The organism is Ideonella sp. WA131b, from assembly GCA_023657425.1.
Classification (GTDB): Bacteria; Pseudomonadota; Gammaproteobacteria; order Burkholderiales; family Burkholderiaceae_C; genus Rubrivivax.
This window is the reverse complement of record JAGTJW010000001.1, coordinates 244667-270124: the sequence shown is the minus strand read 5'-3', so window position 1 is coordinate 270124 and position 25458 is coordinate 244667. Positions and strand designations below refer to the sequence as shown.

At 70.9% G+C, this 25458-nt stretch carries 27 protein-coding genes; 10 read left to right on the top strand and 17 right to left on the bottom strand.

What is annotated here, in order from left to right:
• Positions 1-7 precede the first annotated feature (7 nt).
• The 8 genes from KA711_01360 to KA711_01325 form a co-directional block, all read right to left on the bottom strand.
• Positions 8-1159, bottom strand: a complete 1152-nt coding sequence (locus KA711_01360; protein ID MCM0607633.1) for a deoxyguanosinetriphosphate triphosphohydrolase — start codon at positions 1157-1159, stop codon at positions 8-10.
• Positions 1156-2286, bottom strand: coding sequence for a 3-dehydroquinate synthase (gene aroB / locus KA711_01355; protein MCM0607632.1), 1131 nt, complete (start codon positions 2284-2286; stop codon positions 1156-1158). Before aroB ends, KA711_01360 begins: the two co-directional genes overlap by 4 nt.
• Positions 2287-2292: 6 nt before the next feature.
• Complete coding sequence (locus KA711_01350; GenBank protein ID MCM0607631.1) at positions 2293-2829, bottom strand: shikimate kinase; 537 nt, start codon at positions 2827-2829, stop codon at positions 2293-2295.
• An 82-nt stretch (positions 2830-2911) separates the two neighbouring features.
• Positions 2912-5092: a type IV pilus secretin PilQ gene (locus tag KA711_01345; protein MCM0607630.1), complete on the bottom strand. Its 2181-nt coding sequence runs from the start codon at positions 5090-5092 to the stop codon at positions 2912-2914.
• Positions 5089-5640 carry a pilus assembly protein PilP gene (locus KA711_01340; protein MCM0607629.1) on the bottom strand — a complete coding sequence of 184 codons (552 nt, stop codon included), beginning with the start codon at positions 5638-5640 and terminating at the stop codon, positions 5089-5091. The genes KA711_01345 and KA711_01340 overlap by 4 nt, the downstream gene beginning before the upstream one ends.
• Complete coding sequence (locus KA711_01335; GenBank protein ID MCM0607628.1) at positions 5637-6329, bottom strand: type 4a pilus biogenesis protein PilO; 693 nt, start codon at positions 6327-6329, stop codon at positions 5637-5639. The genes KA711_01340 and KA711_01335 overlap by 4 nt, the downstream gene beginning before the upstream one ends.
• 7 nt (positions 6330-6336) lie before the next feature.
• Entirely contained in the window at positions 6337-6921 is a 585-nt protein-coding gene (locus KA711_01330) for a PilN domain-containing protein (GenBank protein ID MCM0607627.1), read from the bottom strand.
• Entirely contained in the window at positions 6918-8138 is a 1221-nt protein-coding gene (locus tag KA711_01325; GenBank protein ID MCM0607626.1) for a pilus assembly protein PilM, read from the bottom strand. Before KA711_01325 ends, KA711_01330 begins: the two co-directional genes overlap by 4 nt.
• A 226-nt stretch (positions 8139-8364) precedes the next feature.
• On the opposite strand from KA711_01325, the gene KA711_01320 reads away from it, so the two are divergent.
• Complete coding sequence (locus tag KA711_01320; protein ID MCM0607625.1) at positions 8365-10737, top strand: penicillin-binding protein 1A; 2373 nt, start codon at positions 8365-8367, stop codon at positions 10735-10737.
• Here KA711_01320 and cyaY read toward each other — a convergent pair.
• Positions 10727-11107 (bottom strand): iron donor protein CyaY, encoded by a 381-nt coding sequence (cyaY, locus tag KA711_01315; protein ID MCM0607624.1) that lies wholly within the window; start codon positions 11105-11107, stop codon positions 10727-10729. The genes KA711_01320 and cyaY overlap by 11 nt on opposite strands.
• A 12-nt stretch (positions 11108-11119) precedes the next feature.
• Here cyaY and KA711_01310 point away from each other — a divergent pair, with 12 nt between their 5' ends.
• Both KA711_01310 and lysA read left to right on the top strand, forming a co-directional pair.
• Positions 11120-11293 (top strand): lipoprotein, encoded by a 174-nt coding sequence (locus KA711_01310; protein MCM0607623.1) that lies wholly within the window; start codon positions 11120-11122, stop codon positions 11291-11293.
• A complete protein-coding gene (lysA, locus tag KA711_01305; GenBank protein MCM0607622.1) occupies positions 11290-12591 on the top strand; it encodes a diaminopimelate decarboxylase in 1302 nt (433 codons plus the stop codon). The genes KA711_01310 and lysA overlap by 4 nt, the downstream gene beginning before the upstream one ends.
• A 6-nt stretch (positions 12592-12597) precedes the next feature.
• On the opposite strand, the gene KA711_01300 is transcribed toward lysA, so the two are convergent.
• From KA711_01300 to KA711_01275, 6 genes are all read right to left on the bottom strand, one after another.
• A complete protein-coding gene (locus tag KA711_01300) occupies positions 12598-13608 on the bottom strand; it encodes an ATP-binding cassette domain-containing protein (GenBank protein MCM0607621.1) in 1011 nt (336 codons plus the stop codon).
• Entirely contained in the window at positions 13605-14597 is a 993-nt protein-coding gene (locus KA711_01295) for an ABC transporter ATP-binding protein (GenBank protein MCM0607620.1), read from the bottom strand. The genes KA711_01300 and KA711_01295 overlap by 4 nt, the downstream gene beginning before the upstream one ends.
• Positions 14594-15511, bottom strand: coding sequence for an ABC transporter permease (locus KA711_01290; GenBank protein MCM0607619.1), 918 nt, complete (start codon positions 15509-15511; stop codon positions 14594-14596). Before KA711_01290 ends, KA711_01295 begins: the two co-directional genes overlap by 4 nt.
• Position 15512: 1 nt before the next feature.
• On the bottom strand, positions 15513-16505 hold the full coding sequence (locus KA711_01285) for an ABC transporter permease (GenBank protein ID MCM0607618.1): 993 nt from the start codon (positions 16503-16505) through the stop codon (positions 15513-15515).
• Positions 16506-16528: 23 nt separating this feature from the next.
• Entirely contained in the window at positions 16529-17227 is a 699-nt protein-coding gene (locus KA711_01280; GenBank protein MCM0607617.1) for a DUF3047 domain-containing protein, read from the bottom strand.
• Positions 17228-17318: 91 nt separating this feature from the next.
• The gene (locus tag KA711_01275; protein MCM0607616.1) at positions 17319-18347 is read right to left on the bottom strand and encodes a porin; all 1029 of its coding nucleotides are present in this window, start codon (positions 18345-18347) and stop codon (positions 17319-17321) included.
• 222 nt (positions 18348-18569) lie between these two features.
• Between KA711_01275 and coq7 the strand changes: the two genes are divergently transcribed.
• Positions 18570-19226, top strand: coding sequence for a 2-polyprenyl-3-methyl-6-methoxy-1,4-benzoquinone monooxygenase (gene coq7 / locus KA711_01270; GenBank protein ID MCM0607615.1), 657 nt, complete (start codon positions 18570-18572; stop codon positions 19224-19226).
• 244 nt (positions 19227-19470) lie between these two features.
• Here the strand turns inward: coq7 and KA711_01265 are convergent, their stop codons facing one another.
• On the bottom strand, positions 19471-19905 hold the full coding sequence (locus KA711_01265) for an OsmC family protein (GenBank protein MCM0607614.1): 435 nt from the start codon (positions 19903-19905) through the stop codon (positions 19471-19473).
• A 248-nt stretch (positions 19906-20153) separates the two neighbouring features.
• Between KA711_01265 and ilvA the strand changes: the two genes are divergently transcribed.
• Positions 20154-21743: a threonine ammonia-lyase, biosynthetic gene (ilvA, locus tag KA711_01260; protein ID MCM0607613.1), complete on the top strand. Its 1590-nt coding sequence runs from the start codon at positions 20154-20156 to the stop codon at positions 21741-21743.
• Positions 21744-21816: 73 nt separating this feature from the next.
• Here ilvA and KA711_01255 read toward each other — a convergent pair whose 3' ends face one another.
• Positions 21817-22401: a hypothetical protein gene (locus KA711_01255; protein ID MCM0607612.1), complete on the bottom strand. Its 585-nt coding sequence runs from the start codon at positions 22399-22401 to the stop codon at positions 21817-21819.
• An 80-nt stretch (positions 22402-22481) separates the two neighbouring features.
• On the opposite strand from KA711_01255, the gene gspG reads away from it, so the two are divergent.
• Genes gspG through gspK form a run of 5 tightly spaced genes read left to right on the top strand, consistent with a single transcriptional unit; the run spans position 22482 to position 25425 of the window.
• Positions 22482-22952, top strand: coding sequence for a type II secretion system major pseudopilin GspG (gene gspG / locus KA711_01250; GenBank protein MCM0607611.1), 471 nt, complete (start codon positions 22482-22484; stop codon positions 22950-22952).
• Positions 22927-23451 carry a prepilin-type N-terminal cleavage/methylation domain-containing protein gene (locus KA711_01245; GenBank protein ID MCM0607610.1) on the top strand — a complete coding sequence of 175 codons (525 nt, stop codon included), beginning with the start codon at positions 22927-22929 and terminating at the stop codon, positions 23449-23451. Before gspG ends, KA711_01245 begins: the two co-directional genes overlap by 26 nt.
• Positions 23448-23813, top strand: a complete 366-nt coding sequence (gene gspI / locus KA711_01240) for a type II secretion system minor pseudopilin GspI (GenBank protein ID MCM0607609.1) — start codon at positions 23448-23450, stop codon at positions 23811-23813. The genes KA711_01245 and gspI overlap by 4 nt, the downstream gene beginning before the upstream one ends.
• Complete coding sequence (locus KA711_01235) at positions 23810-24445, top strand: prepilin-type N-terminal cleavage/methylation domain-containing protein (protein MCM0607608.1); 636 nt, start codon at positions 23810-23812, stop codon at positions 24443-24445. The genes gspI and KA711_01235 overlap by 4 nt, the downstream gene beginning before the upstream one ends.
• Positions 24442-25425 carry a type II secretion system minor pseudopilin GspK gene (gene gspK / locus KA711_01230; protein MCM0607607.1) on the top strand — a complete coding sequence of 328 codons (984 nt, stop codon included), beginning with the start codon at positions 24442-24444 and terminating at the stop codon, positions 25423-25425. Before KA711_01235 ends, gspK begins: the two co-directional genes overlap by 4 nt.
• Positions 25426-25458 lie beyond the last annotated feature (33 nt).

Here is a 25458-nt window from a genome sequence, read left to right as displayed (position 1 = left end):
TGTGTGCTCACCAGTCGAGCACGCGCCGGCCCGTCAGCCGGTGGTGCTCGCGCAGCGCAAAACGGTCGGTCATGCCGGCCACGTAGTCGGCCACGGTGCGCGCCGGGTCTTGCGAGGCGCGGGCGTAGTCCGGGCTCATCTCGCCGGGCGCGGCTCGGTAGGCCGCGAACAGCTCGGCCAACACCTGGCGCGCGAGGCCGGTGCGCTCCACCACCTGCGGGTGCCGGTACAGGTGCTGGAAGAGGAAGCGCTTCAACACCAGCGAGGCCTCGCGCAGTGCCGGCGACAGGCCCACGAGCGGCGGCTGCGCGCGCACGCCGTCGGCGTCGAGCCCGCCTTCGGCGGCTGCGGCCTCGCAGGCGGCGCGGGTGTGCGCGATCAGGTCGTGCACCTGCGCCGAGAGCATGCGGCGCAGCGTCTCATACAGCTGCCGCCGGGGGTCCAGGCCCGGGTGCGCGGCCTGCACCGCGGCGTGGTGGTGCGCCACCAGCGGCACCGCGAGCAACTGCTCCAGCGTGAGGAGCCCGGAGCGCACGCCGTCGTCGGCGTCGTGGGCGCTGTAGGCCAGCTCGTCGGCCACGTTGACGAGCTGGGCCTCCAGGCTGGGCGAGCCGCCGTGCACGAAACGCCGGGCCGGCCCGTCGGGCTCCTCGGCCAGCAGCCGCTCCGCGTGGCGGCGGCTGCAGTGCTTGAGGACACCCTCCCGCGTCTCCAGGCTGAGGTTCAGGCCGTCGAAGGCGGCGTAGCGCGCTTCCAGCCGGTCGACAACGCGCAGGCTCTGCAGGTTGTGCTCGAAGCCGCCGTGCGCGGCCATGCACTCGGCCAGCGCGTCCTGCCCGGCGTGGCCGAAAGGCGTGTGGCCGAGGTCGTGGGCCAGCGCGATGGCCTCGACCAGATCCTCGTTCAGGCCCAGGGCGCGTGCCACCGAGCGGCCGAGTTGCGCCACCTCCAGCGAGTGCGTCAGCCGCGTGCGGAACAGGTCGCCCTCGTGGTTGATGAAGACCTGCGTCTTGTAGACCAGGCGCCGGAAGGCATTGCTGTGCACGATGCGGTCGCGGTCGCGCTGGTGCTCGGTGCGCGGCGGCGACGGCGGCTCGGCGATGCGGCGCCCGCGCGAGCGCTGCGGATGGCTGGCCCAGGGCGCCAGCACGGTGTTCAAGCGGGCAGCGCGGCGCCGGTGTGCGGCACCGCGACATGCCGGCGCAGGGCAGCCTCGATCAGCGGTCGCGGCACGGCGCGCAGCGTGGCCTGGCCCATGCCGTCGAGCAGCACGTAGCGGATGTCGCCGGCCTCGGCCTTCTTGTCCACCGCCATCAGCTCGAACCAGCGCTCGGCGCCCAGGTCGGGCGCCATCACGGGCAGCCCGGCGCGTTCGACCAGCCGTGCGATGCGGTCGGCCCAGCCGCGCGGCACCAGGCCCAGGTCGGCCGACAGCGACGCGGCGATCACCATGCCGCAGCCCACGGCTTCGCCGTGCAGCCACTGGCCGTAACCGAGGCCGGCCTCGATGGCGTGGCCGAAGGTGTGGCCGAAGTTCAGGATGGCGCGGCGGCCGCTTTCGCGCTCGTCACCGCCCACCACCTCGGCCTTGATCTCGCACGAGCGCTGCACGGCCCTTGCCAGGGCCTCGGCCTCACCGGCCAGCAGGGCGTCGAGATGGGCCTCGAGCCAGTCCAGCAGCGCCGCGTCGGCGATGGGCGCGTACTTGATGACCTCGGCCAGCCCCGCACGCAGCTCACGCGCGGGCAGCGTGGCCAGCGTGGCCAGGTCGCAGACCACGCGCTCGGGCTGCTGGAACGCGCCGATCATGTTCTTTCCCAGCGGGTGGTTGATGGCCGTCTTGCCGCCCACCGACGAGTCCACCTGCGCCAGCAGCGTGGTCGGCAACTGCACGAAAGGCACGCCGCGCATGTAGCAGGCGGCGGCGAAGCCGGTCATGTCGCCCACGACGCCGCCGCCGAGCGCGAACAGCATCGCCTTGCGGTCGCAGCCCTCGCGCAGCAGGTGGTCGAACACCCGGTTGAGGTGCTGCCAGTCCTTGTAGGCCTCGCCGTCGGGCAGCAGCAGGTGACTGGCGCGCGGCGCCAGGCCGCGCAGCGTGGCCAGGACGCGTTCGCCGTGCAGGGCGAACACGGTCGGGTTGCTCACCAGCACGGCATGGCTGCAAGGCGGCAGCCCCCGCCACGTGCCCGGCTCCGACAGCAGGCCGCTGCCGATGAGGATGTCGTAGTGCTTGCTGGGCGTTCGCACCGCGACGACACGCGGCGCAGGCTGGGGCGGGTTCATACCCTGTCAGTGTACGGGCCGGCCTGGATCGACCAGCCCGGCCACCTCCAGCTGCATCAGCGCCATGCTCAGCAGGGCCGGTACCGAGGGCCGGGCGGCCTCGATCACGAAGTGCGCGGTGCGGCGGTACAGCGGATCGCGCTCGCGGAACAGCTCGCGCAGCCGGGCCAGCGGGTCGGCCACCTGCAGCAGCGGGCGCTGGGTGTCGTGGCGCAGCCGGCGCGCAAGCTCGTCCGGCGTGGCGCGCAGGTACAGCACGTGCGTGCGCGAGTGCAGGGCATCCCGGTTGGATGGGCGCAGCACGGCGCCACCGCCGGTGGCCAGAACCTGCCCGCGGCGCGCGCTGAGCTCGTCGATGACGTCCTGCTCGATGTCGCGGAAGCGCTCCTCGCCGTGCTGCGCGAAGAAGTCTCGGATCGGCATGCCGATCCGCGACTCGACCTCGGCGTCGCTGTCGGCGAAGACCAGGCCCAGCTGGCGGGCCAGGTGGCGGCCGACGGTGGACTTGCCGCAGCCGGGCATGCCCACCAGAGAAACGGTCAGCGGCATGGTCAGGCGGTGGTCAAGACGGCGCCGCCGTCAATGCCAAGCGTCGGGCCCGTCGCATGGTTCTGGCGCTGTCGCATCAGCGCGCAGCCGAGCGGTCAGTCACGATCTTGGGCGTGATGAAGACCAGCAGTTCCGTTTTGCGCGTGCTGCGCTCGGTGCTGCGGAACAGCGCGCCGACGAAAGGGATGTCGCCCAGCAGCGGCACTTTGCTGACGCGGTTCTGCTCGTCCTGCGTGAAGATGCCCCCGATCACCACCGTGCCGCCGTTTTCGACCAGCACCTCGGTGGTCACGCGCTTGGTGTTGATGGCCGGGCCTGCGGTGGTCAGCTCGCCGCGGCTGTCCTTGTTGACCTCCACGTTGAGGATCACGTTGCCCTCGGGCGTGATCTGCGGCTTGACCTTGAGGCTGAGCGTGGCCTTTTTGAACGACACCGAGGTGGCCCCGCTGCTGGTGGCCTGTTGGTAGGGGATGTCCTCGCCTTGCTCGATCAGCGCCTCGCGCTGGTCGGCGGTGATGACGCGCGGGCTCGAGACGATGTTGCCCTTGCCTTCGGCTTCCAGGGCCGACAGCTCCAGGTTCAGGAAGCGGTTCGCCGAAGCGCCGAACAAGCTCAGTGCGAAGGTGGCCGCACTGGCGCCGCCGATGCCGCCGGCCGGCAGGTTGACGAACTGCGAGTTCGGCTGGAAGTCGATGGGCCCCTGGAGCTGCCCGGTCTGCACGCCGATCGCGTCATACGTGCCGCCGATGCTGACGCCGGCCCGCGTGGGCGCGCCGCGCGCGTCGGTGGCACCGAACTTGACGCCCAGGTTGCGGCCGAAGCTGTCGTCGGCCTCGACGATGCGGGCCTCGATCAGGACCTGCCGCACCGGGATGTCAATCTTGGCGATCAGCTCCTGGATCTCCTGCAGCTTGCCCGGCACGTCGGTCACGAACAGCTGATTGGTCCGCGACTCGAACAGCACGCTGCCGCGCGGGCTGAGGATACGCCCGGGCTGGTTGCCGCCTGGGCTGCTGCCGCTGGCCACCAGCGTCTGGCCGGTGATGCCCTTGGCCACGTCCTCGGCCCGCGTGTAGTTGAGCTGGAACGACTGCGTGCGGGTGGGCTCCAGGTCGGCGATCTTCTTGCGCGACTCCAGCTCAATCTGCTCCTTGGCCGTCAGCTCCTCTTTCGGTGCGATCCACAGCACATTGCCGCTCCTGCGCACGCCCAGGCCCTTGCTCTGCAGGATGATGTCCAGGGCCTGGTCCCAGGGAACGTCCTTCAGGCGCAGCGTGACCGTGCCGGTGACGGTGTCGGAGGTGACGACATTGAAGTTGGTGAAGTCGGCGATCACCTGCAGCAGCGCACGGACCTCGATGCTCTGGAAGTTCAGGCTCAGTTTCTCGCCGCTGAAGCCAGGCCCCTGTGTGAGCTTGTTCGGGTCGACCTTCATCGGCCTGACTTCCAGCACGAACTGGTTGTCGGTCTGGTAGGCGCTGTGCTCCCAGGCGCCGGTGGGCTCGACCACCATGCGCACGCGGTCGCCGTTCTGGAAGGTGGCCACGGTGCGCACCGGCGTGCCGAAGTCGGTCACGTCCAGGCGGCGGCGCAGCGCCTCGGGCAGCGAAGTCCGCAGGAACTCGACGACCAGGCTCTGGCCCTGCTGACGGATGTCCACACCCACCTGCGTGCTGGGCAGGGCGACGATGACGCGGCCGGCGCCGTCGCTGCCGCGGCGGAAGTCGATGTCGCGCAGCGGCAGGCTCTCGGCGTTCTGCGATGTCGCGAAGCTGCCCCCGCCCGAGGTTGGCGCCACCGGGGCGACGGCCACCGGCTCGGCAGCCGGGCCGCCGAGGTCGAGCACCAGCAGCAGCGTGCTGCCCTGCAACTGGGCGCGGTAGCCCGAGGCCTGCTTGAGATTGAGCACCAGCCGCGTGCGATCGCCGCCCTGGGCCACCGCCACCGAGCGCAGGTTGCCCTGGTTGACCTCGACAAGGTTGCGGCCGATGTCGTTGCTGACGCCGGGCAGGTCGATGGCGATGCGCGGTGGAAACTGCACCGAGAAGCCTGCCGGCACCGCCGAAAGCGGCTGCGAGAGCTCGATGCGAACGACTTCCGTTCCAGCCTGCTGGCTGCTGGTGATGGACCGGATCGCGTTCTGCGCCCAGGCCAGACCAGGCCCCGCGACCGCCAGCGCGGCGGTTCCCAGCACCACCAGAGCGGCACGACAGGATGGCCAATGGAACATCGTGGGTTGCTCCTCAGATTTCCTCATCGCGCCCGGTCCTGGAGCTGCAGTGTGGCAGGACGCTCGATCCACTCACCTCCGGCGTCCTGGACCGTCTCCGTCAATGTAATCCCGGTTTCGGAGATCCCCGTGATCCGGCCGTGGTTCTGCCCGATGTGGTCGCCCACGCGAACCTGGTAGAGCAGCATGTCGATGCGCAGCAGCGCATAGCCCTGCCCCTGCCTCACGAGGCTGCCGACCATCGTCATGCTGTCCAGCGGGAAGGCCTCGAGGGGTTCCTTGCGGCGGTTGACCTGTCGCGCCAGCAGGGAGCTCGGCGCGCTCGCCTCCTGCTTGAGGGCGGCGCTGAGCTTCTGGCTGTTGAAGGGATCGACAGCCTGCGACTGGGTGTAGGGCTCGGGGTCGAACTTCTTTGGCGGCTGCAGCGGCGTGATGCTGGGCTTGATGTCGCGGCGCTGCTGCTCCGTCCACTGGCGCAGCTCGTCGTGGTCGGCGCTGCAGCCCGCCAGCAGCGCCGCGGCCAGCAGCATGCCGGCTTTCGCCGGATGCGGCACCCGGGGGCGCTGGGGCTTCATTTGCGGTCTCCCCGGTTGCTGCGCGCCGCAGCGGCGTCCCGTTGCTCGGCGATCTCCGTGGCGTCGAGGTAGCGGTAGGTGCGGGCCGTGGCTTCCATCGACAAGTTGCCCGAGGGCTCGCGCAGGGTGGGTGCGATCGCCAGGTTGTGCAGCGTGACGATGCGCGACAGGTTGGAGATGTCGGCAGCGAACGAGCCGAGGTCGTGGTAGCGGCCGTTGACGCGGATCGATATCGGCAGCTCCGCGTAGTACTCCTTGACCTGCACCTGGCCGGGGCGAAACAGCTCGAACTGCAGACCGCGCCCAAGGCCGGCCTGGTTGATGTCGGACAACAGCGCGTCCATCTCGGCCTTGCCCGGCAGTTGCTTCTCGAGCTGCGTCACGTACTCCTGCACCTGCAGTTTCTGCTTGCGCAGCTCGCCGAGGTTGACGGCCTGGCGCAAGCGCGAGACGTAGTCGGTCTGCAATCGGGGCTCGGCGGCGCGCGCCTCCTCGAGCTCTGCGGTGGCAGTCCGGTTGACCATGAACCAGCCCAGCGCGACGGCAGCGATCGCCCCGCCCAGCCAGGCGGTCAGCCGGGGCAGCGTCGGCCACTGCCCTGGCTCCTTGCGGTTGAGGTTGCGGAACTGGCCTGCGGCATGCGCCAGCAGCCTGCTGGCTTCGAAGCTGGGCGTTGCGGTCCTGGCCATGGCGCCCTCAGGACGACTTGGCCGGCGCCGCGGGCCGGGGCCGCTTGAGCGTCAGGCGCAACTGGAACTCGAACAGGCGACGTGCCTCGCGCCCCGCGCCCAGCGTGGTGGCCTTGATCTCAATGAGGTCCGGCTTCTCCAGCCAGGGCGAGTTGTAGAAGGTGTTGCGCAGCAATTCCGAGACGCGTTCGTTGGTCTGCGCGATGCCGCGGATGGTCACCGTCTGGCCCTGCTGATTGATGGCCGTGAGGTACACGCCCTCGGGTGTCTGGCTGGTCAACTCATTGAGCAGGTGCACCGGCACGTTGCGGTCGGTCTGCAGATCTTCCACCGCCCGCTGGCGTGCCTTCAGCGCCTCGATTTCCTGGCGCAGCGTGGCGATGTCCTTGATCTGCGCGTCGAGCCGGCCGATTTCGGCCTTGAGGAAGTCGTTGCGGCCGTTCTGCGCTGCCGTCATCTGCTGCAGCCAGGTGTACCAGGTGCTGGCGATCAGCAGCCCGACGACGACGCTGCCGCCCAGGCCGACGAAGAAGGCGCGTTTCTTCTGGGCCCGCTTCACCTCGCGGTGAGGCAGGAGGTTGATGAGGATCACGGCGGGAACCTCCGCATCGCCAGCCCGCAGGCCGTGAGGTACGACGGCGCCTCACGGCGCACCCGGCTCTCGCGCACCGCCGCGGCGAGCTGCATGTTCTCAAAGGGGTTGACGACGCTGGAGGCGAAGCCGGTGAGTTCGGTGACGCGGTCCTTCAGGCCCGGCAACGTGGCGGTGCCGCCGGACAGCATCACATAGTGGACCTTGTGGTGCGGCGTGCTGGTGAAGAAGTACTGCAGCGCGCGGCCGATCTCCTGGCTGAGGCTGTCCACGAAGGGCGCGAGGATGGTGTTCTCGTAGTCTTCGGGCAGTTCCGTGCTGAGTTTCCGGGCCTCGGCCTCCTCGAAACTGAAGCCGTACTGGCGGCTGATCAGCTGGGTGAGCTGACTGCCACCGAGGGCCTGATCGCGGTCGTAGAGCAACTCGTCATCGCGCAGCACCTTCAGGCTCGTGGTGTCGGCGCCGAGCTCGAACAAGGCCACCAGCGCGTCGCGCCCCTCGTTGGGCAGCGCGCTGACGACACGGCTCATGGCCAGCCGCGAGGCGTGGCTCTCGATGTCCAGCACCACGGGCTTGAGACCGGCGGCCTCGGCCAGGCCCTGCCGGTCCTGGACCCGGTCCTTGCGGCTGGCCGCGATCAGCACCTCGACGTCGCCAGCGCTGGTGGGTCTCGGGCCGATCACTGAGAAGTCCAGGCTCACCTCGTCCAGAGAGAACGGGATGTACTGGTTGGCCTCGCTCTCGACCCGGATCTCCATTTCCTCCTCGCGCAGGCCGGCAGGGAGCATGATCTTCTTCGTGATCACCGCGCTCTGGGGCATGGCCAGGACAGCGTGGCGCGTCTTGGTGCCGCTCTTTTGCAGCACGCGCTTCACGGCGCCGGCAACCTCGTCGAACTTCTCGATCTGGCCGTCTGTGATCCATCCCTTATCGAAAGGTTCGGACGCGAAACGCTCGAGCACATACTCGCCCGACACGGTCTGGTCGAGCTCGACCAGCTTGACGCTGGACGAGCTGATGTCCAGCCCGATCACCGGCGGGTGCTTGCGCCCCAGCAAGATGTCCAGGAATCCCAAGTTGCCCACTCCTCGGCCTGCCCGACCCCGATGTTCCGCAAGAGCCTTCACGATAGCGCCGCGCCGTGCGCGACCGGGCCCCGTTGGGCGGGCTTGACACCACCTCGGGGTGCAGGCAAAGCGTTTCGGCCGCGCGCCCATGCTCCTAGCAGCAAAGCTTTTGCCAGCCAGTGGAAAACGACCGGCAAACCAGCCTCCGGCGTTGTCCGATCCTGACGTTCCGGGAGTGCCGGACGCAGCATGCGAAACAAGCCGAAAGCGCTCGATGCAGGCCAGCCTGGAGGGCCGTGTGAGGCCCTGAGCGAAGTCGCGGGATGGTGCGGGCCGTGCTTCCCACACAATGAAGCTCCCGCCCGCCGAGCCCGTGATGACCGACGTCGCCGAGTCGAACCCGCCTGCTGCCAGACCTCCCGCGCGCCGTGGCCCCCTGGCCTGGGTGGCTCGCGGGCTGGCCGTCTTGGGAGGTCTGGCGCTGGCAGGGCTGGCCGCGCTCGTGCTGCTGGTGGGCGTGGCGCTGGCGGTGGCCTATCCCAACCTGCCGGCCATCGATGCGCTCACCGACTACCGGCCCAAGCTGCCGCTGCGCGTGTTCTCGGCCGACGGCGTGCGCTTGGCCGAGTTCGGCGAGGAGCGGCGCCGCTTCACGCCGATCGCGCAGATCCCGCAGGTGATGAAGGACGCGGTGCTGGCCGCGGAGGACGCGCGCTTCTATCAGCACGGCGGTGTCGACTATCGGGGCGTGGCCCGTGCCGCGCTGGAGAACCTGCGCGACGCCCGCAGCCAGGGGGCGAGCACGATCACCATGCAGGTGGCGCGCAACTTCTACCTGTCGACCGAGAAGACCTTCACGCGCAAGATCTACGAGATCCTGCTCGCCCTGAAGATGGAGCGGCTGCTCACGAAGGACCAGATCCTCGAGCTGTACATGAACCAGATCTTCCTGGGGCATCGTGCGTATGGCTTTGCGGCGGCCTCGGAGATCTACTTCGGCAAGCCGATGAAGGAGCTCACCGTGGCCGAGGCCGCCATGCTCGCCGGCCTGCCCAAGGCGCCTTCGGCCTACAACCCCATCAGCAACCCGCGGCGCGCCACCATCCGCCAGCGCTACATCATCGAGCGGATGTTTGTCAGCGGCTTCATCACCGAGGCGCAACATGACGAAGCGCTGGCCCAGCCGCTGAAGCTGCAGCGCCGGGACGACTCACCCGACTGGGGCGAGTTCGTCGGCGAGGCGGCACGCCAGCTGGTGTTCGCGCAGTACGGCGACGAGGCCTACACGCGCGGCCTCGACGTCACGGTCACCGTGAAGGCGGCCGACCAGCAGGTGGCCTGGAACGCGCTGCGCCGCGGGCTCATGGACTACGAGTCGCGCCAGCACTACCGCGGCCCCGAGGCCTTCGTCGAGTTGCCCGCCGACGAAAAGCTGCTCGATGCCCGGGTGGCCGAGGCGCTGGCCGAGCACCCCGACAACGGCGAGCTGCGGGCCGCCGTGGTGCTGGAGGCCTCGCCCACACAGGTGCGCGCCATGCTGCAGTCCGGCGACGTCATCACCGTCACCGGCGACGGGCTGCGCCCCGTAGGCTCGGGGCTGGCGGCCAAGGCACCGGCGCAGCGGCAGATACGCCGCGGCGCCGTGGTGCGCGCCCTGCAGACCGGAGATGGCCGCGCCCAAGGCAACTGGCGGCTGACGCAGCTGCCCGAGGTGCAGGGTGCGATGGTGGCGATGGACCCGCGGACCGGCGAGCTGCGCGCGATGGTCGGCGGCTTCGACTTTGGCAAGACGCAGTTCAACCGCGTCACCCAGGCCTGGCGGCAGCCGGGCTCGAGCTTCAAGCCCTTCGTCTATTCGGCGGCGCTGGAGCAGGGGTTCACGCCGGCCACCGTCGTCAACGACGCGCCGCTGTTCTTCGACGCCACCGCCACCGGCAGTCAGCCCTGGGAGCCCAAGAACTACGACGGCACCTTCGAGGGCCCGATGTCGCTGCAGGTGGCGCTGGCCAAGTCCAAGAACATGGTCTCGATCCGCGTGCTCGAGGCCACCGGCACCGAGTTCACGCAACGCTGGCTTGATCACTTCGGCTTCGATCGTGAGCGCCACCCGCCCTATCTGACGATGGCGCTGGGCGCAGGCACCGTGACGCCGATGCAGATGGCCACCGCCTACAGCGTGTTCGCCAACGGGGGCTACCTGGTGCCGCCGATGCTGATCAGCCGCATCGCCGAGGCCCGCGGCCGCGTGCTGCTGCAGGCCCGGCCGCCCGAGTTGACCGAGGCGCTGCGCACGCTGCCGGCGCGCAACGCCTTCGTGATGGACACGCTGCTGCAGGAGGTCACGCGCAGCGGCACCGCGGCGCGCGCCCAGGCCACGCTCAAGCGGCCCGACCTGTACGGCAAGACCGGCACCACCAACGACTCGATGGACGCCTGGTTCGCCGGCTACCAGCCCACGCTCACCGCGGTGGTGTGGGTGGGCCACGACACGCCCAAGAAGCTGGGCAGCCGCGAGACCGGCGGCGGCCTGGCGCTGCCGATCTGGATCGAGTTCATGCAGCACGCGCTCCAGGGCGTGCCGGTGCAGGAGTTCGAGCCGCCTGCGGGCGTGGTGCAGCAGGGCGGCTACTGGAAGTTCGAGGAGTTCACCGGCAGTGCCGGCATCGTCAGTGTCGGCCTGGGCGAGGCGCTGCCCAAGGCTCCATCGGCGCAGGAGCGCAGCTCGATCCTCGACTTGTTCAAGCGTTGAGCGCGAAGCCCAGCGTGCGCCCAGCCTGCGCGCTGGCCAGCGCCGACAGCGTGGCAACGAACTCGCTGCCGTCGCGCGTGTCGCGCCAGGCCCTGCCGTCCCAGCGGTAATGGAAGCCGCCGTCGCGCGCCGCCAGCCACAGCTCGTGCAGCGGCGGCTGGGTGTTGACGACGATCCTGCTGCCGCCGGGGAAGTGCAGTTCCAGCAGGCCGCCGGTGCGCTGGGTGTCGATGTCGATCACGTCGTCCTGCAGCCAGCGGTCGCAGGTGGCCTCGATGTGGGCCAACAGCGCATGCGTGCGCTCGTGGTACTCGGCATCGCTGAGCAGGGACGGCAGGCTGCTCTTGGGGGCGCCCGGGGGCAGGCTCATAAAATCCTCGGCATGGGGAATCGGCTTCAGACGAGTTTATCGACGCGGTTTGCCGGCGTTGCCGTCATGGTGGCTGGCCTCGCGCTGGCGGGTTGTGGGCAGAAGGGGCCGCTGACGCTGCCCAAGCCCAGCGCAGCGGCGCCCGCGGCTGCCGCGTCCGCACCCGCGACGGCGGCGCCGCGATGAGCGCGCCCCGCCGACTGCCGGGTGCTCCCTTCGTGGCGCGCCGCGCCGACGGCGCGCTCACGATCGAGGGCCATGCACTTGACGAGCTCGCCGCGCGCCACGGCACGCCGCTGTACGTCTACTCGCGTGGTGCCATGCGCGCGGCACTGGCCTCTTACCGCCAGGCCCTGCACGGCCGCCGCCACCTGGTGTGTTACGCGATGAAGGCCAATTCGTCGCTGGCGGTGCTGCAGACCTTTGCCGAGGCCGGCGTCGGCTTCGACATCGTCTCCGGCGGTGAACTGGCGCGCGTGCTCGCCGCTGGTGGCGACCCCTCGCAGGTGGTGTTCTCCGGTGTCGGCAAGACGCCCGATGAGATGCGGGCCGCCCTGCGGGCCGGCGTGCGTTGCTTCAACGTCGAGAGCGTGGCCGAGCTGGACACGCTCGACGCCGTGGCGCGCAGCGAGGGCCGTGTGGCCCCGGTGAGCCTGCGCGTCAACCCCGACGTCGATGCCGGCACGCACCCCTACATCTCCACCGGCCTGAAGGGCAACAAGTTCGGCATCGCGCATGGCGATGCGCTGGCCGCCTACCGCCATGCCGCGGCGCTGCCGGGCCTGCGCGTGGAGGGCATCGACTGCCACATCGGCTCGCAGATCACGCAGCTGGCGCCCTACCTGGATGCGCTGGACCGGCTGCTCGACCTCGTCGAAGCCGTCGAGGCCGAGGGCATCGCCATCCACCACGTCGACGTCGGCGGTGGCCTGGGCATCACCTACACCGACGAGCAGCCGCCGGAGCCGGCCGAGCTGGTGGCGGCGATGCAGGCGCGGATCGACGCCCGCGGCCACGGCCACCGCGAGCTGCTGCTGGAGCCCGGGCGCTCTCTGGTGGGCAACGCCGGTGTGCTGCTGGCCACCGCGCTGGTGCTCAAGCCCGGCGCCAGCGACGAGGGCGGCAAGAGCTTCTGCATCGTCGACGCGGCGATGAACGACCTCATGCGCCCGGCCATGTACGGGGCCTGGATGGCCATCGAGCCCTGCCGCCTGCGCCACGACGAGCCCGCGCGGACCTGGGACGTGGTGGGCCCGGTGTGCGAAAGCGGCGACTGGCTGGGCCGCGACCGCCTGCTGGCCCTGCGCGCCGGGGACCGCCTGGCGGTGCTGTCGGCCGGTGCCTACGGCATGGTCATGGCCAGCAACTACAACACGCGGCCGCGCGCCGCCGAGGTGATGGTGGACGGCGACGCCGTGCACCTGATCCGCGAGCGCGAGGCGGTGGCCGAGCTCTTCGCGCGCGAGCGGCTGCTGCCGCGCTGAGAGCCCTCACACGCTCAGCCGGCCCTCCTGCACCGCGTGACAGGCCACCTGCACGCCACCGATGGTGGCCAGCGCGGGCCGCTCGGTGCGGCAGCGTGTGTCGGCATGCGGGCAGCGCGGATGGAAGCTGCAGCCGCCTGGGGGCAGCAAGGGGTTGGGCACCTCGCCTTGCACCGGCGTGCGGGCGCGGCCACTCATGTGCACGTCCGGCAGGGCATCGAGCAGCATGCGCGTGTAGGGGTGGCGCGGCGCGGCGAACAGCTCGCGCTTGGGCGCCACCTCCACCAGGCGACCCAGGTACATCACGCCCACGCGGTCCGCCACGAAGCGCACGACGGCCAGGTTGTGGCTGATGAACAGGTAGGTCAGACCGCGCTCGCGCTGCAGCCGCTTCATGATGTTGAGCACCTGGGCCTGCACCGAGACGTCGAGTGCCGAGGTGGGCTCGTCGCACACCAGGAACTCCGGCTGCGTGGCCAGCGCCCGCGCGATGCTGATGCGCTGGCGTTGGCCGCCGCTGAACTGATGCGGGTATCTGGCGGCGTCGGCCGCCGACAGACCCACCTGCTGCAGCAGCTCGGCCACGCGCGCGCGCTGCGCCTGAGGGCCGGCCACCAGGCCGTGTTCGCGCAGCGGCTCGGCCACGATGTCCTCGACCCTCCAGCGAGGGTTGAGGCTGGCGTAGGGGTCCTGGAAGATCATCTGCAGCCGCCGCTGCAGCGCCCGGCGTGCGACACTTTTCAGGGCCTGCGCGCCGGTGACAGGCTGGCCGTCGACGTGGATGGCGCCGCCAGAAGGTTCGTGCAGCCCCACCAGCAGCCGCGCCACCGTGCTTTTGCCGCAGCCGCTTTCGCCCACCAGGGCCAGCGTCGTGCCGCGCTCGATGTCGAAGCTGAGGCCGTCGACCGCGTGCACCACCTGGCGCGGCAGGCGCCCGATCACGCGGTTGAGCCAGGGCGCCGAGACGTCGAAGCACTTGGCCAGATCGCGCACCTGCACCAGCGGCGGCGCGCTCATCGCAGGGCTCCGGTCTGGACGTCGGCCTCCACCAGCCAGCAGGCGGCGCGCGCGCCGCCGGCCGCCATCAGCTCGGGCCGCTCGCGCGTGCATCGTGCGGTGGCGGCGGGGCAGCGGGGGTGGAAGGCGCAGCCGCCGGGCAGGGCGTTCAGGCGCGGCATCGCGCCGTCGATCTGCAGCAGCTCGTCGCGGTCGTCGTCCATCGCCGGGATAGCGCCCATGAGCCCGCGCGTGTACGGGTGCGCGGGGCGGTGAATGAGCTCGGCCACCGGCCCGATCTCGACCACCCGGCCGGCGTAGAGCACGGCCACGCGGTCGCAGGTCTCGGCAATCACGCCCATGTCGTGCGTGACGAGCATCACCGCCGTGCCGCGCTCGCGCGCCAGGCGCTTGAGGAGCGCAATGATCTGGGCCTGGATCGACACATCCAGCGCCGTCGTCGGCTCGTCGGCCACGATCAGCTCGGGCTCGGCCGCCAGCGCCAGTGTGATCACCACGCGTTGCCGCATGCCGCCGCTGAACTGGTGCGGGTACTGGCCGAAGCGCGCCTCAGGCGCCGGGATGCCGGTCTCGGCCAGCAGCCGGATGGCGCGTTCGCGCGCCTCGGCGTCCGACACCGGCAGGTGGGCGCGGATCGTCTCCACCAACTGTTGGCCGACGGTGAAAAGGGGGTTCAGCGAGGTCAGCGGGTCCTGGAAGATGGCGCCGATGCGCTTGCCGCGGATGCGGCGCATCGCCTCGGCCGGCAGGCCGTCGATGCGCTCGCCGCGCAGGCGGATCTCGCCGCCGGCGATGCGGCCCGGCGGTTCGAGCAGGCCGATGATCGCGGCGCCGGTGAGGCTCTTGCCGGCGCCGGATTCGCCCACCACGCCCAGGATCTCGCCGGGCGCGATGGCGAAGCTCACGTGGTCCAGTGCGCGCAGCGTGCCGCGGCGCGTGGGGAACTCCACGACCAGGTCCTTCACGTCCAGCAACGGTGGCGTGCTCATTGCAGCTTGGGGTTGAGCGCGTCGCGCAGCCAGTCGCCCAGCAGGTTCACGCTCAGCGCGATCAGCACCAGCATCAGGCCCGGGAAGAGGGTGATCCACCAGTCGCCCGAGAACAGCGTGTCGTTGCCGATGCGGATGAGCGTGCCCAGGCTGGGCGATGTCGGCGGCACGCCCACGCCCAGGAAAGACAGGGTTGCCTCGGTCAGGATAGCCGCCGCCACCTGGATGGTGGCCAGCACCAGCACCGGCCCCATCACGTTGGGCAGCACGTGGCGCGCCATGATGCGCAGCGGCGCCACGCCGATCACGCGCGCGGCCTGCACGTACTCCTTCTGCCGCTCCACCAGCGTGCTGCCGCGCACCGTGCGCGCGTACTGCACCCAGCCTGTCAGCGCGATGGCGAAGATCAGCACGCCGAAGGCCAGCGTGTCGTGTGCGTTCGGAAACAGCGCGCGGCCGATGCCGTCGATCAGCAGCGCCACCAGGATGCTCGGAAACGACAGCATCACGTCGCACACGCGCATGATGAAGGCGTCGACCGCGCCCCCCACAAAGCCCGCCAGCAGGCCCAAAGCGACGCCCACCACCAGCGACAGCAGCACCGAGGCCAGGCCCACCAGCAGCGAGATGCGCGCGCCGTAGAAGAGGGCGCTCAGGATGTCGCGGCCCTGGTCGTCGGTGCCCAGCAGGTAGCTCGGGTTGCCGCCGTCCATCCAGGCCGGTGGCAGGCGCGAGTCCATCAGGTTCAGCGTTGCCAGGTCGAAGGGGTTGTGCGGCGCCACCCAGGGCGCGAAGAGGCTGCAGAACAGGCACACGGCCGCGATCACGGCCGCCACGATGGCGGTGGGCGAGCGCTTGAAGCTGTGCCAGACATCGCTGTCGCGCCAGCGGCCCCACATCGAGAGTGCCGCCATGTCAGTGGCCCCCCGCCGGCTTCTCGACGCGCAGCCGCGGGTCGACGACGAAGTACAGCAGGTCGACCACCAGGTTCACGATCACGAACACCAGCGCGATCAGGCACAGGTAGGCGGCCATCACCGGGATGTCGGCGAACTGCACCGCCTGGATGAACAGGAAGCCCATGCCCGGCCACTGGAACACCGTCTCGGTGATGATGGCAAAGGCGATCAGGCTGCCCAGTTGCAGACCGGTGATGGTGATGACGGGCACCAGCGTGTTCTTCAGCGCGTGGCGGAAGTGGATGGCGCGGTCGCTCAGGCCACGGGCGCGCGCGAACTTGATGTAGTCGGTGCGCAGCACCTCCAGCATCTCGGCGCGCACCAGACGCAGGATGAGCGCCAGCTGGAACACGCTGAGCGTGACCGCCGGCAACACCAGGTGCGCCCAGCCGTCGACCGTGAGCAGGCCCGTCGTCCAGGAGGTGCTGCCCAACAGCGGCACCGTCTCGCCGCGGCCGAAGCTGGGCAGCCACTGCAGCTGCACCGAGAACACCAGGATCATCAGGATGCCGATCAGGAAGGTCGGCAGGCTCACGCCCAGCAGCGAGAGCAGCATCACCGCCTGCGCGCCGAAGCGCCCGCGCTTGAGCGCCGCGTACACGCCCAGCGGCACGCCCACCACGAGCGCGATCATCGCGGCGGCGAGCGACAGCTCCAGCGTGGCCGGAAAGCGCTCGGCGATCAACGTGGACACCTGCCGGCCCTGGCGCAGGCTGAGGCCGAACTCGCCCTGCACGGCGTTGCCCACGAAGCGAGCGAACTGCACCGGGAAGGGCTGGTCCAGGCCGAGGTCGCGCTCCAGCGCCTCGCGCTGTGCCTGCGTCGCGTCCTGGCCGAGCATCTGCGCCACGGGGTCGCCCACGTACTGGAACAGCATGAAGGCCAGGAAGGCCACCGTGAGCATCACGATGACGGCCTGGGCGAGGCGGCGGAGGATGAAGGCGAGCATGGGGCCCAGGCGCTCACACCGGCTCAGGGCGCCGGCAGCCCGGCGGGGGGGTGCAGCTGCACCTCGCCGTACCAGGTGCGGGCCTGGCCGCGGGTGTTGTCGCTGTCGGTCATCAGGGCCACCGATTTCAGCGGACCGGGCTCCTCGCCGAAGGCGCGGCGGAAGTCGGCGGCCAGGTCGCGCCGGTGCTCACGCCAGCGGCGCAGACCCTCGGGCCCGGAGTCGACGACGATCTTGCGGATGCGGTCGCTGCGCGGGTTGACGATCACGCTGCCCACGGGGGCTGTGGCGTCCCACACGTACATGAGGGTGGCAAAGGGCGGGCGCTCGCCGGTGAGCGCCTCGGCGAGGTCGAAGCTCATGCGTGTGCGGGCCGACAGCCGGGCGTGGTCACCGCCGAAGCCGAACACCACGCGCGCGGTGGCGTCCTCGCGGTCCACGTCGGCCACGCTGGCCTGCTCCAGCAGGGCCTGAGCCCACCACGAGAAGCTCACCTCGCCGGGCACCGCCCGCGGCGGCTCCAGGCGCTGGCGCCACAGGCTGGCCGAGCGCTCCGCCACCGCCAACACTGCGGGCCGGCCGTCCTTGAGCACCCGCTTGTAGCGGGTCGCGGCCTTGCCCGGCAGCGCCACGGCGTGCCAGCCGACGTCGGCGGACGGCGGCGGGGCTGACGCGCAGCCGGCCAGCAGCAGCGCGGCGGCGATGGGCAAGGGGCATCGCATGGCAGCGGGTTCTGGGTCGGACCAAGAAAAAGCCGCCCCGGGGGGCGGCTCGTGCTTCGAAACGAAAGCGGGCGCAAGCGCCCGCCATCGATCAGAAGGTGTGGTTGACGCCGAACTCGTAGCCGGTCGAACCCTTGCCCAGGGCGTTGGTCGGGCCGCTGCCAGAGGCGGTGAAGTTGGCGCCCGACTTGTTGCTCACGCGGCTGTAGTGGCCGTAGAGGCTGGTACGCTTCGACAGGGCGTGCTGGTAGCCGAACGCGAACTGGGTGGCATCGCGCGCCTGCTCGGCGGCGGTATTGCCATTGCCATCGGCCTTGACGTACGACACCTTGAGCGTGCCCTGGGCGCCGGCCTGGATGTTGGCGCCGAGCAGGATGTTGTTCAGGCCGCGACCGTCGGCCGAGCCACCCGAGGTCTCCGAGCGGATGTACTGGAACATGGCCGTCGCGAAGCCCATGTTGTACGAGCCGCCGAGGTTGAAGCGGGTCCAGTCGACCGTGCCCGTGGACTCGGTCTTGCCGTAGGCGGCGGCGACGTTCAGCGGGCCGGCGGAATAGCCGAAGCGGAAGCCGATGTGCTTGTTGCCCGCAGCGCCTTCGCCGGCCGCGACCATCACTTGGCCGTAGACGCCACCCATGCCGCCCGGCAGGAAGTAGCCGACCGAGTTGTTCGCACGCACCGTGGTGGTGGCGCCGCTGCCGCTCGTGTCGAACACGTTCACCGAGTTGCCGACACCGTTGGTGCCGAACGGATCGAACACGGTGTGGTTCCAGAAGTCCGGGGTGTAATCACGGCCGAGGCGGATTTCACCGAAACCGCCGGTCAGGCTGACCGTGGAACGACGCTGCCAGTTCTGGCCCGCGGCATTGCCGTTGTCGGCCTGCAGGGAACCTTCGAGCCAGAAGCTCGCGCGCAGACCACCGCCGATGTCTTCAACGCCGCGGAAACCCAGGCGGCTGGAACCCATGCCGTCGGTGCTCAGCGACTTCAGCGAGCCGCTGCTGTTCTTCACATTCCGCACGTTGGCGTCGACCACGCCGAACAGCGTGACGGACGACTGGGCCGAGGCCACACCCGCAAACGCCGTCAGAGCGGCCAGGGCGAACAGAGATTTCTTCATTGCCAATATCTCCTTGGTTTAACAAGAGGTCCCGATCGGGCGGGTGTCACCCGGCGCGGGGTTGATCGAGCCAACCTCCGCAGCGGAAGTTGACGGTATTGCACCAGACGGGTTCGACGTTTTCCATGGTTTGGGCCCGAAAAGCCCCCGCCTTGTGGTGCGGCAACAACGAGAAACACATCGTCCACCGCGGAGATCCGAGCGGCACTAGATTGGTGCCTCATGGATTACCCGAGGCACGATTCACCGTCCCTGACCGACCGCCTGCTGGCGAGCGCCGATCAGGCCTTGCGCACCCTGGCCGGCGCGGTGCACGCCACCCGCCCCAACCCCGCGGCGGCCATTCGCGCCGACGCCACGGCCCTGTCGGAGGCCGAGCGCCGCGAGGCCGGCGCGCTGATGCGCGTCAACCATGTCGGCGAGGTCTGCGCCCAGGCGCTGTACCAGGCACAGGCGCTGACGGCGCGCACCCCCGGGCTGCGCCAGCAGATGCAGCTGGCCGCGCGCGAGGAGATCGACCACCTGGCCTGGACGCAGCAACGCCTGGACGAGTTGGGCGACCGCCCCAGCCTGCTGAACCCGCTTTGGTATGCCGGCGCCTTCGGCATCGGGCTGCTGGCCGGCCGCCTGGGCGATGCCACCAGCCTGGGCTTTGTCATCGAGACCGAGCGCCAGGTCGAGCAGCACCTCGCCGGCCATCTCGAGCGGCTGCCGGCCGGCGACGGCCGCTCGCGGGCCATCGTCGAGGCCATGAAGGCCGACGAGGCGCGCCACGCCGAAGACGCGCGCGCGGCCGGTGGCGCCGAGCTGCCGCTGCCGGTGAGCTGGTTGATGCGCGGCGCGGCGAAGGTGATGACGACGGTCGCGCACCGGGTCTAGCGCTGCGGCAGGGCAGGGCTTCGACAGGCTCAGCCCGAACGGACCTCATCCCGGGGCAGGTGTGCGACAGGCTCAGCCCGAACGGACCTCATCCCAGGGAAGGGCTTCGACAGGCTCAGCCCGAACGGACCTCATCCCAGGGCGCGGCTTCGACAGGCTCAGCCCGAACGGACCTCATCCCAGGGCGGGGCTTCGACAGGCTCAGCCCGAACGGACCTCACCCCGGGGCAGGGCTTCGACAGGCTCAGCCCGAACGGACCTCATCCACCAGTTCGAAGCTCGTGGTGATCGCGGCCGTCTTGCCCAGCATGATGCTGGCCGAGCAGTAGCGTTCGTGCGACAGCGCGATGGCGCGCTCCACCGCGGCGGCCGGCACGCCGCGGCCGCTGACGACGAAGTGCATGTGGATCTTGGTGAACACCTTGGGGTCGGTGGCGGCGCGCTCGCTGCTCAGCCTGACCTGGCAGCCGGTCACCTCGTGGCGGCCGCGCTTGAGGATCAGCACCACGTCATAGGCGGTGCAGCCGCCGGTGCCGGCCAGCACGGTCTCCATCGGCCGCGGCGCCAGGTTGCGGCCGCCGCCGTCGGGGGCGCCGTCCATCATGATGACGTGGCCGCTGCCGGTCTCGGCGACGAACCCCATGCCGGTGCCGGGGGTCCAGTGGATGGTGCATTCCATGTCGTGTGTTCTCCTCGTGGATCGAGTCTGGAGTCCGGCCACCAGAAATCGAATGCCGGGAGCATATTGCACCGCAGCATCGCGGTGATAGACTGCTTTTCATCGAGTCGTCGACGGCGCCGCCCGCGGCCCCGGACACGGTCTCCACCGGTTGTCTCCTCCACCTCCGCAAGGGTGGATTCGGCCCGGAGCTGCAAGGCTCCGGGCCTTTTTTCGCTGCCCACCGTCGACGAAGGAAGCCCGATTCGATGCCCGCTGGCCGCCCCCGCCCCGCCGATGCCGCGCAAGACCTGCCGGCCCCCCCGCTGTCGCCGCGCCAGCGCCGCGTGGCCACCGACTACCTGCAGCGCATCCTGACGGCCCGCGTCTACGACGTCGCCCGCGAGACGCCGCTGGAGCCGGCGCGCAACCTGTCGCGCCGCCTCGGCAACACCGTGCTGCTCAAGCGCGAAGACCAGCAGCCGGTGTTCAGCTTCAAGCTGCGCGGCGCCTACAACAAGATGGCGCAGCTGACGCCCGAACAGCGTGCCGCCGGTGTCATCTGCGCCTCAGCCGGCAACCACGCGCAGGGCGTGGCGCTGGCGGCCCGGCGCATGGGCTGCCGCGCCGTCGTCGTGATGCCGGTGACGACGCCGCGGCTGAAGGTCGATGCCGTGCAGGCGCTGGGCGGCGAGGTGGAGCTGCATGGTGACAGCTACTCCGACGCCCACCAGCACGCGCTGGCCGTGCAGCAGGCCCAGGGGCTGACCTTCGTGCACCCCTTCGACGACCCCGACGTCATCGCCGGCCAGGGCACGGTGGCGATGGAGATCCTGCGCCAGCACCAGGGCCCGCTGGATGCCGTGTTCGTGGCCATCGGCGGTGGTGGGCTGATTGCCGGTGTGGCGGCCTACGTCAAGGCCGTGCGCCCGGGCGTGCGCGTGATCGGCGTGCAGACCACCGACTCCGACGCCATGCGCCAGTCGCTGGCCAAGGGCCGCCGCGTCGCGCTGCCCGATGTCGGCCTGTTCTCCGACGGCACGGCCGTCAAGCAGGTGGGCGTGGAGACCTTCCGCGTGGCGCGGGCGCTGGTCGACGAAATCGTCACCGTGGACACCGACGCCGTCTGCGCCGCCATCAAGGACGTGTTCCAGGACACGCGCAGCGTCCTCGAGCCGGCCGGCGCCCTGGGGGTGGCGGCGATCAAGGCCTACGTGGAGCGCGAGCGCTGCAAGGGCCGCACCTTCGTGACCATCACCTGCGGTGCGAACATGAACTTCGACCGCCTGCGCTTCGTGGCCGAGCGCGCGGAGTTCGGCGAGCAGCGCGAGGCGCTGTTCGCCGTGACCATCCCTGAGCAGCGTGGCTCCTTCCGCCGCTTCTGCACGCTGATCGGCCCGCGTGCGGTGACCGAGTTCAACTACCGCATCTCTGATGAGCGCGTGGCGCATGTGTTCGTCGGTCTGGCCATCCACCGGCGCGACGAGGCCGAGCGCATCGCCCGGCAGTTCCGCCGGCAGGGCTTCGCCACCGTCGACCTGACCGACGACGAGCTCGCCAAAGAGCACGTGCGCCACATGGTGGGAGGCCGCAGCGAACTGGCGCGCGACGAGCGGCTGTTCCGCTTTCAGTTTCCCGAGCGGCCTGGCGCGCTGATGCGCTTCCTGGAGGCCCTGCAACCGGGCTGGAACATCAGCCTGTTCCATTACCGCAACCAGGGCGCCGATTACGGCCGCATCCTGGTGGGTATTCAGGTGCCGGCCGGCGACGAGGGGGCTTTCGACGGCTTCCTGCGCACGCTGGCCTATCCGTTTTCCGAGGAAACCGCCAACCCGGTCTACGGCCTGTTCCTGCGCTGACCCGGTGTGGGCGAGAACCCGCCGGCCATGCCCGGCCCGCTGCGGCAAGCCCCTCGGCGCGAACGCGCCGCTGCTACATCAGTGCCGGGCTCGGGCTGCGCAGGGGCGGAGCGGGGGGTCTCAGACCCGGCTCGTCGGCCGGTGGCGGCGCCGACGGCGGCGGGCTCGGCAGGGTCACCCCAGCGGGTGGCAGCACGCCGGTGGCGGGTGGCGGCAGCGCCGGCATCTGCAGCGTGGCGCGTACCGGCCCGCCGCGCGGCCCGAGCTCGGCGCCACGGGCGCTGACGGCCTGCAGCACCGTGTCGCCCTCAACGAGCGAGCCCACGCGGAAGGCCCGCGGCGGGCGGTCGCCGACTGCGATCAGCGCCACGCCTTCGCGTTGGTTGCGGGCGGTGCCGGCTGCGCCCTTCGCTGCCACCACGCCCACCAGCCTGAAGCGGGCGTCGGGTGAGGGTGCCGCTGCCTCGGGCGCCGCGGCGGCCTGCGCGGGGTCTGCGCCTAGAAGCCGGGTCAGATCGGCCTGCAGCATCGGCGAGGCGTCGGCTACCGGCGTGCCCGCAGGCACGGGCTGCGCTTGCACGAACACGCGCAGGCCCCAGCCCACGGCTGCAGCGGCCACCAGCGCCCACACCCCCAGCGTCATCCAGCGTGCCCACATGTGGCGATTATCATGCCCTGCCGCCCTGGGCAGCCGTGCCGGGCCCCGCTATCCACGCGCCACGGAGGCGCCCCGTGTCCATGCCCACCGCCCTGCCTGCCTCGCCTGTGGCCTGCCTGCCGAACCCACCCCGGCACGCGCGGCGCGCGCGCGGATTCACCCTGATCGAGCTGCTGGTGGTGCTCGTGATCATCGGCGTGCTCGGCGCGTTGATCGTGCCCAACCTCTTTGCCAGTCTCGATGACGCCCGCGGCACGGCGGCGCGCACCGACATCAACACCCTGGTGCAGGCCCTCAAGCGCTACCGGCTCGACAACCAGCGCTACCCCAGCACCGAGCAGGGCCTGGCCTCGCTGGTGAAGCGCCCGACGACCGGCGCGGTACCGCCGAACTGGAAGCCCTATCTCGACAAACTGCCCACCGACCCCTGGGGCCGGCCCTACCAGTATCTGAATCCGGGCGTGCGCGGCGAGATCGATGTCTTCAGCTTCGGCGCCGACGGCCAGGCCGGCGGCGAGGGCAAGGATGCCGACATCGGCACCTGGCAGTAGCCGCGGCCCCCCCTTCGACGCGCCTGGCCGTGCCCGGCGCAGCGCGGGCTTCACGCTGCTGGAGCTGTTGATCGTGATGGCGGTCGTGGCCGTCGGCCTGGGGCTGGTCGCGCTGGCGCTGCCAGACGGCGAGCGGGCCCGGCTCGAGGAGGAAGCCGAACGCCTGGCGGCACTGATCGAAACCGCCCGCGCCGAGTCGCGGGTGTCGGGCGCGCCGGTGTTCTGGCGGCCGCGCCGCGGCGATGAGCGGGCCACCGACGAGGCCGGGCAGCCGCTGCAGTTCCGCTTTGTGGGGCTGCCCAAGCCGCTGGTGCTGCCCACGCGCTGGCTCGACCCGCGCACCGAGGCCCGGGTGGTGGGCGCGCCGCAGCTGGTGCTCGGCCCCGAAGCCATCCTGCCGCCGCAGCGTGTGCAGTTGTCCTTGGGCGCGCACCGCCTGGAGCTGGCCAGCGACGGGCTGGCGCCGTTTGGCGTCGTCGTGCACGAGGCCGCGCCATGACGAGGCGCCGCCACGGCGGCTTCACCTTGCTCGAGGTGCTCGTGGCGCTGGCCGTCGTGGCGCTGGCGCTGGCCGCCGGGCTGCGTGCGGCGGACGCGCTGACCGACAACGCGCGCCGCCTCGAGGCCGTGGTCGCGGCGCAGTGGTGTGCCGACAACCAGCTCACCGAGCTGCGGCTGCGCCGTGCCTTCCCGGGTGTGGGCGACAGCGACTTTGCCTGCCAGCAGCTCGGCCGCAGCTACCAGGGCACGCTGCGCACGCGGCCCACGCCCAACCCCAGCTTCCGCCGTGTCGATGCCGAGGTGGCGGACGAGCAGGGCCGGCCGCTGGTGACGCTGTCCACCGTGCTGCCGCGGCCATGATCCGCTCTTCCATCCCAGGCTGCGCGGGCCGCGCGCGGGGCTTCACGCTGGTCGAGCTGCTGGTGGCGCTGTTCGCGATGGCGCTGCTGTCGGCGATGGCCTGGCAGGGACTGGAGTCGGTGCTCAAGGCGCGCGAAGCCAGCCGCGGCGCGGTCGAGCAGGCCGGTCGCCTGGCCACCGTGCTGACGCAGTGGGAGCAGGACCTGCAGGCGGTGGTCGACACCGGGCTGGCTCCGCCGCTGCAGTTCGACGGCCAGACCGTGCGCCTGACGCGTCGCAGCGAGGCCGGCATCGTGATCGCCGCCTGGGCCGTTCGCGACGGCCGCTGGCAACGCTGGACCTCACCCGCGTACACGCGCGCCGAGGCGCTGCAGCAGGGTTGGCTTGCGGCCCAGCAGCTGCTCGGCACCGAGCCCGGGCAGGTGAGGCTGGCCGACGGGGCCGAGGGCTGGCAGGTCTACTTCTTCTACGACGGCAACTGGGCCAACGCGCAGAGCACGGGCAAGGTCGTGGCACCCGGCGGGGCGCCCGCGGCGCCGCGCCAGCTGCTGCCGGATGCGGTGCGCATCGTCGTCGCGCTCGCAGGCGGCGCGCTCACGCGTGACGTCGCGCTCGGGCCGACGGCACCATGAACCACCCGCCGTGCCCCCGGGCGCCGCGCCCTCAGCGCGGCGTGGCGCTGCTGCTGGCGATGATCGTCGTCGCGCTCGTCACCGCCGCCGCCGCGGCCATGGTGTGGCAGCAGGAGCGGGCCGTGGCCGTCGAGGGCGCCGAGCGGGCGCGCGCGCAGAGCGCGTGGATCCTCAACGGCGCGCTCGACTGGGCGCGCCTGATCCTGCGCGAGGACGAGCGCGCCGCACGCGGCGGCAGCCCGGTCGACTCGCTCGACGAGCCCTGGGCGCAGCCCCTGGCCGAAGCGCGGCTGTCGTCCTTCTTGGCCGCCGACCGCGACAACAACGCCGACAGCGGCCCCGAGGCCTTCATCTCCGGCGCCATCGAGGACGCGCAGTCGCGCTTCAACCTGCGCGGCGTGGTCGACGGCGCCGGGCAGGTCGACGTCGCACAGCTGGCGGCCCTGACGCGGCTGGTCGAGCTGGCCGGCGCGCCCGCCGACGCTGCGACTCGGCTGGTGCAGGCATTGCGGGGCTCGGAGCTGGGGCCGGGGCCGGCGGCCTCGGGCCAGCCTGCCTCGGCGCTGCGGCCCACGCGCTGGCGCGAGCTGGGCTGGTTCGGCATCGACGAGGCCACTCTGGAGCGGCTGGCGCCCTACGTCGACCTGCTGCCCCAGCCCACGCCGGTGAATGTCAACACCGCGCCGCGCGAGGTGCTGGCCGCCGTCGTCGAGCAGCTTGATCTGGGTGGTGCCGAGCGCATCGTGCAGCAGCGCCAGCGCCAGCCCTTCCGCTCGCTGGAGGCGCTGCAGCCGCTGTTGCCGCCGGGCCTGGCGCCCAACCCCCTGCGCCTGGCCGTGGCGTCGCAGCACTTCCACGTCGCCGGCCGCCTGCGGCTGGAGCAGCGCGTGCTCGAGGAGCGCTCGCTTGTGCAGCGGCGTGACGGCCGCGTCGACGTGCTCCAGCGCGACAGGCACAGCTTTGCACTGCCGGCGCGCTGAACATCCCGCAAGCCGCATCCACGCCCCTCCACA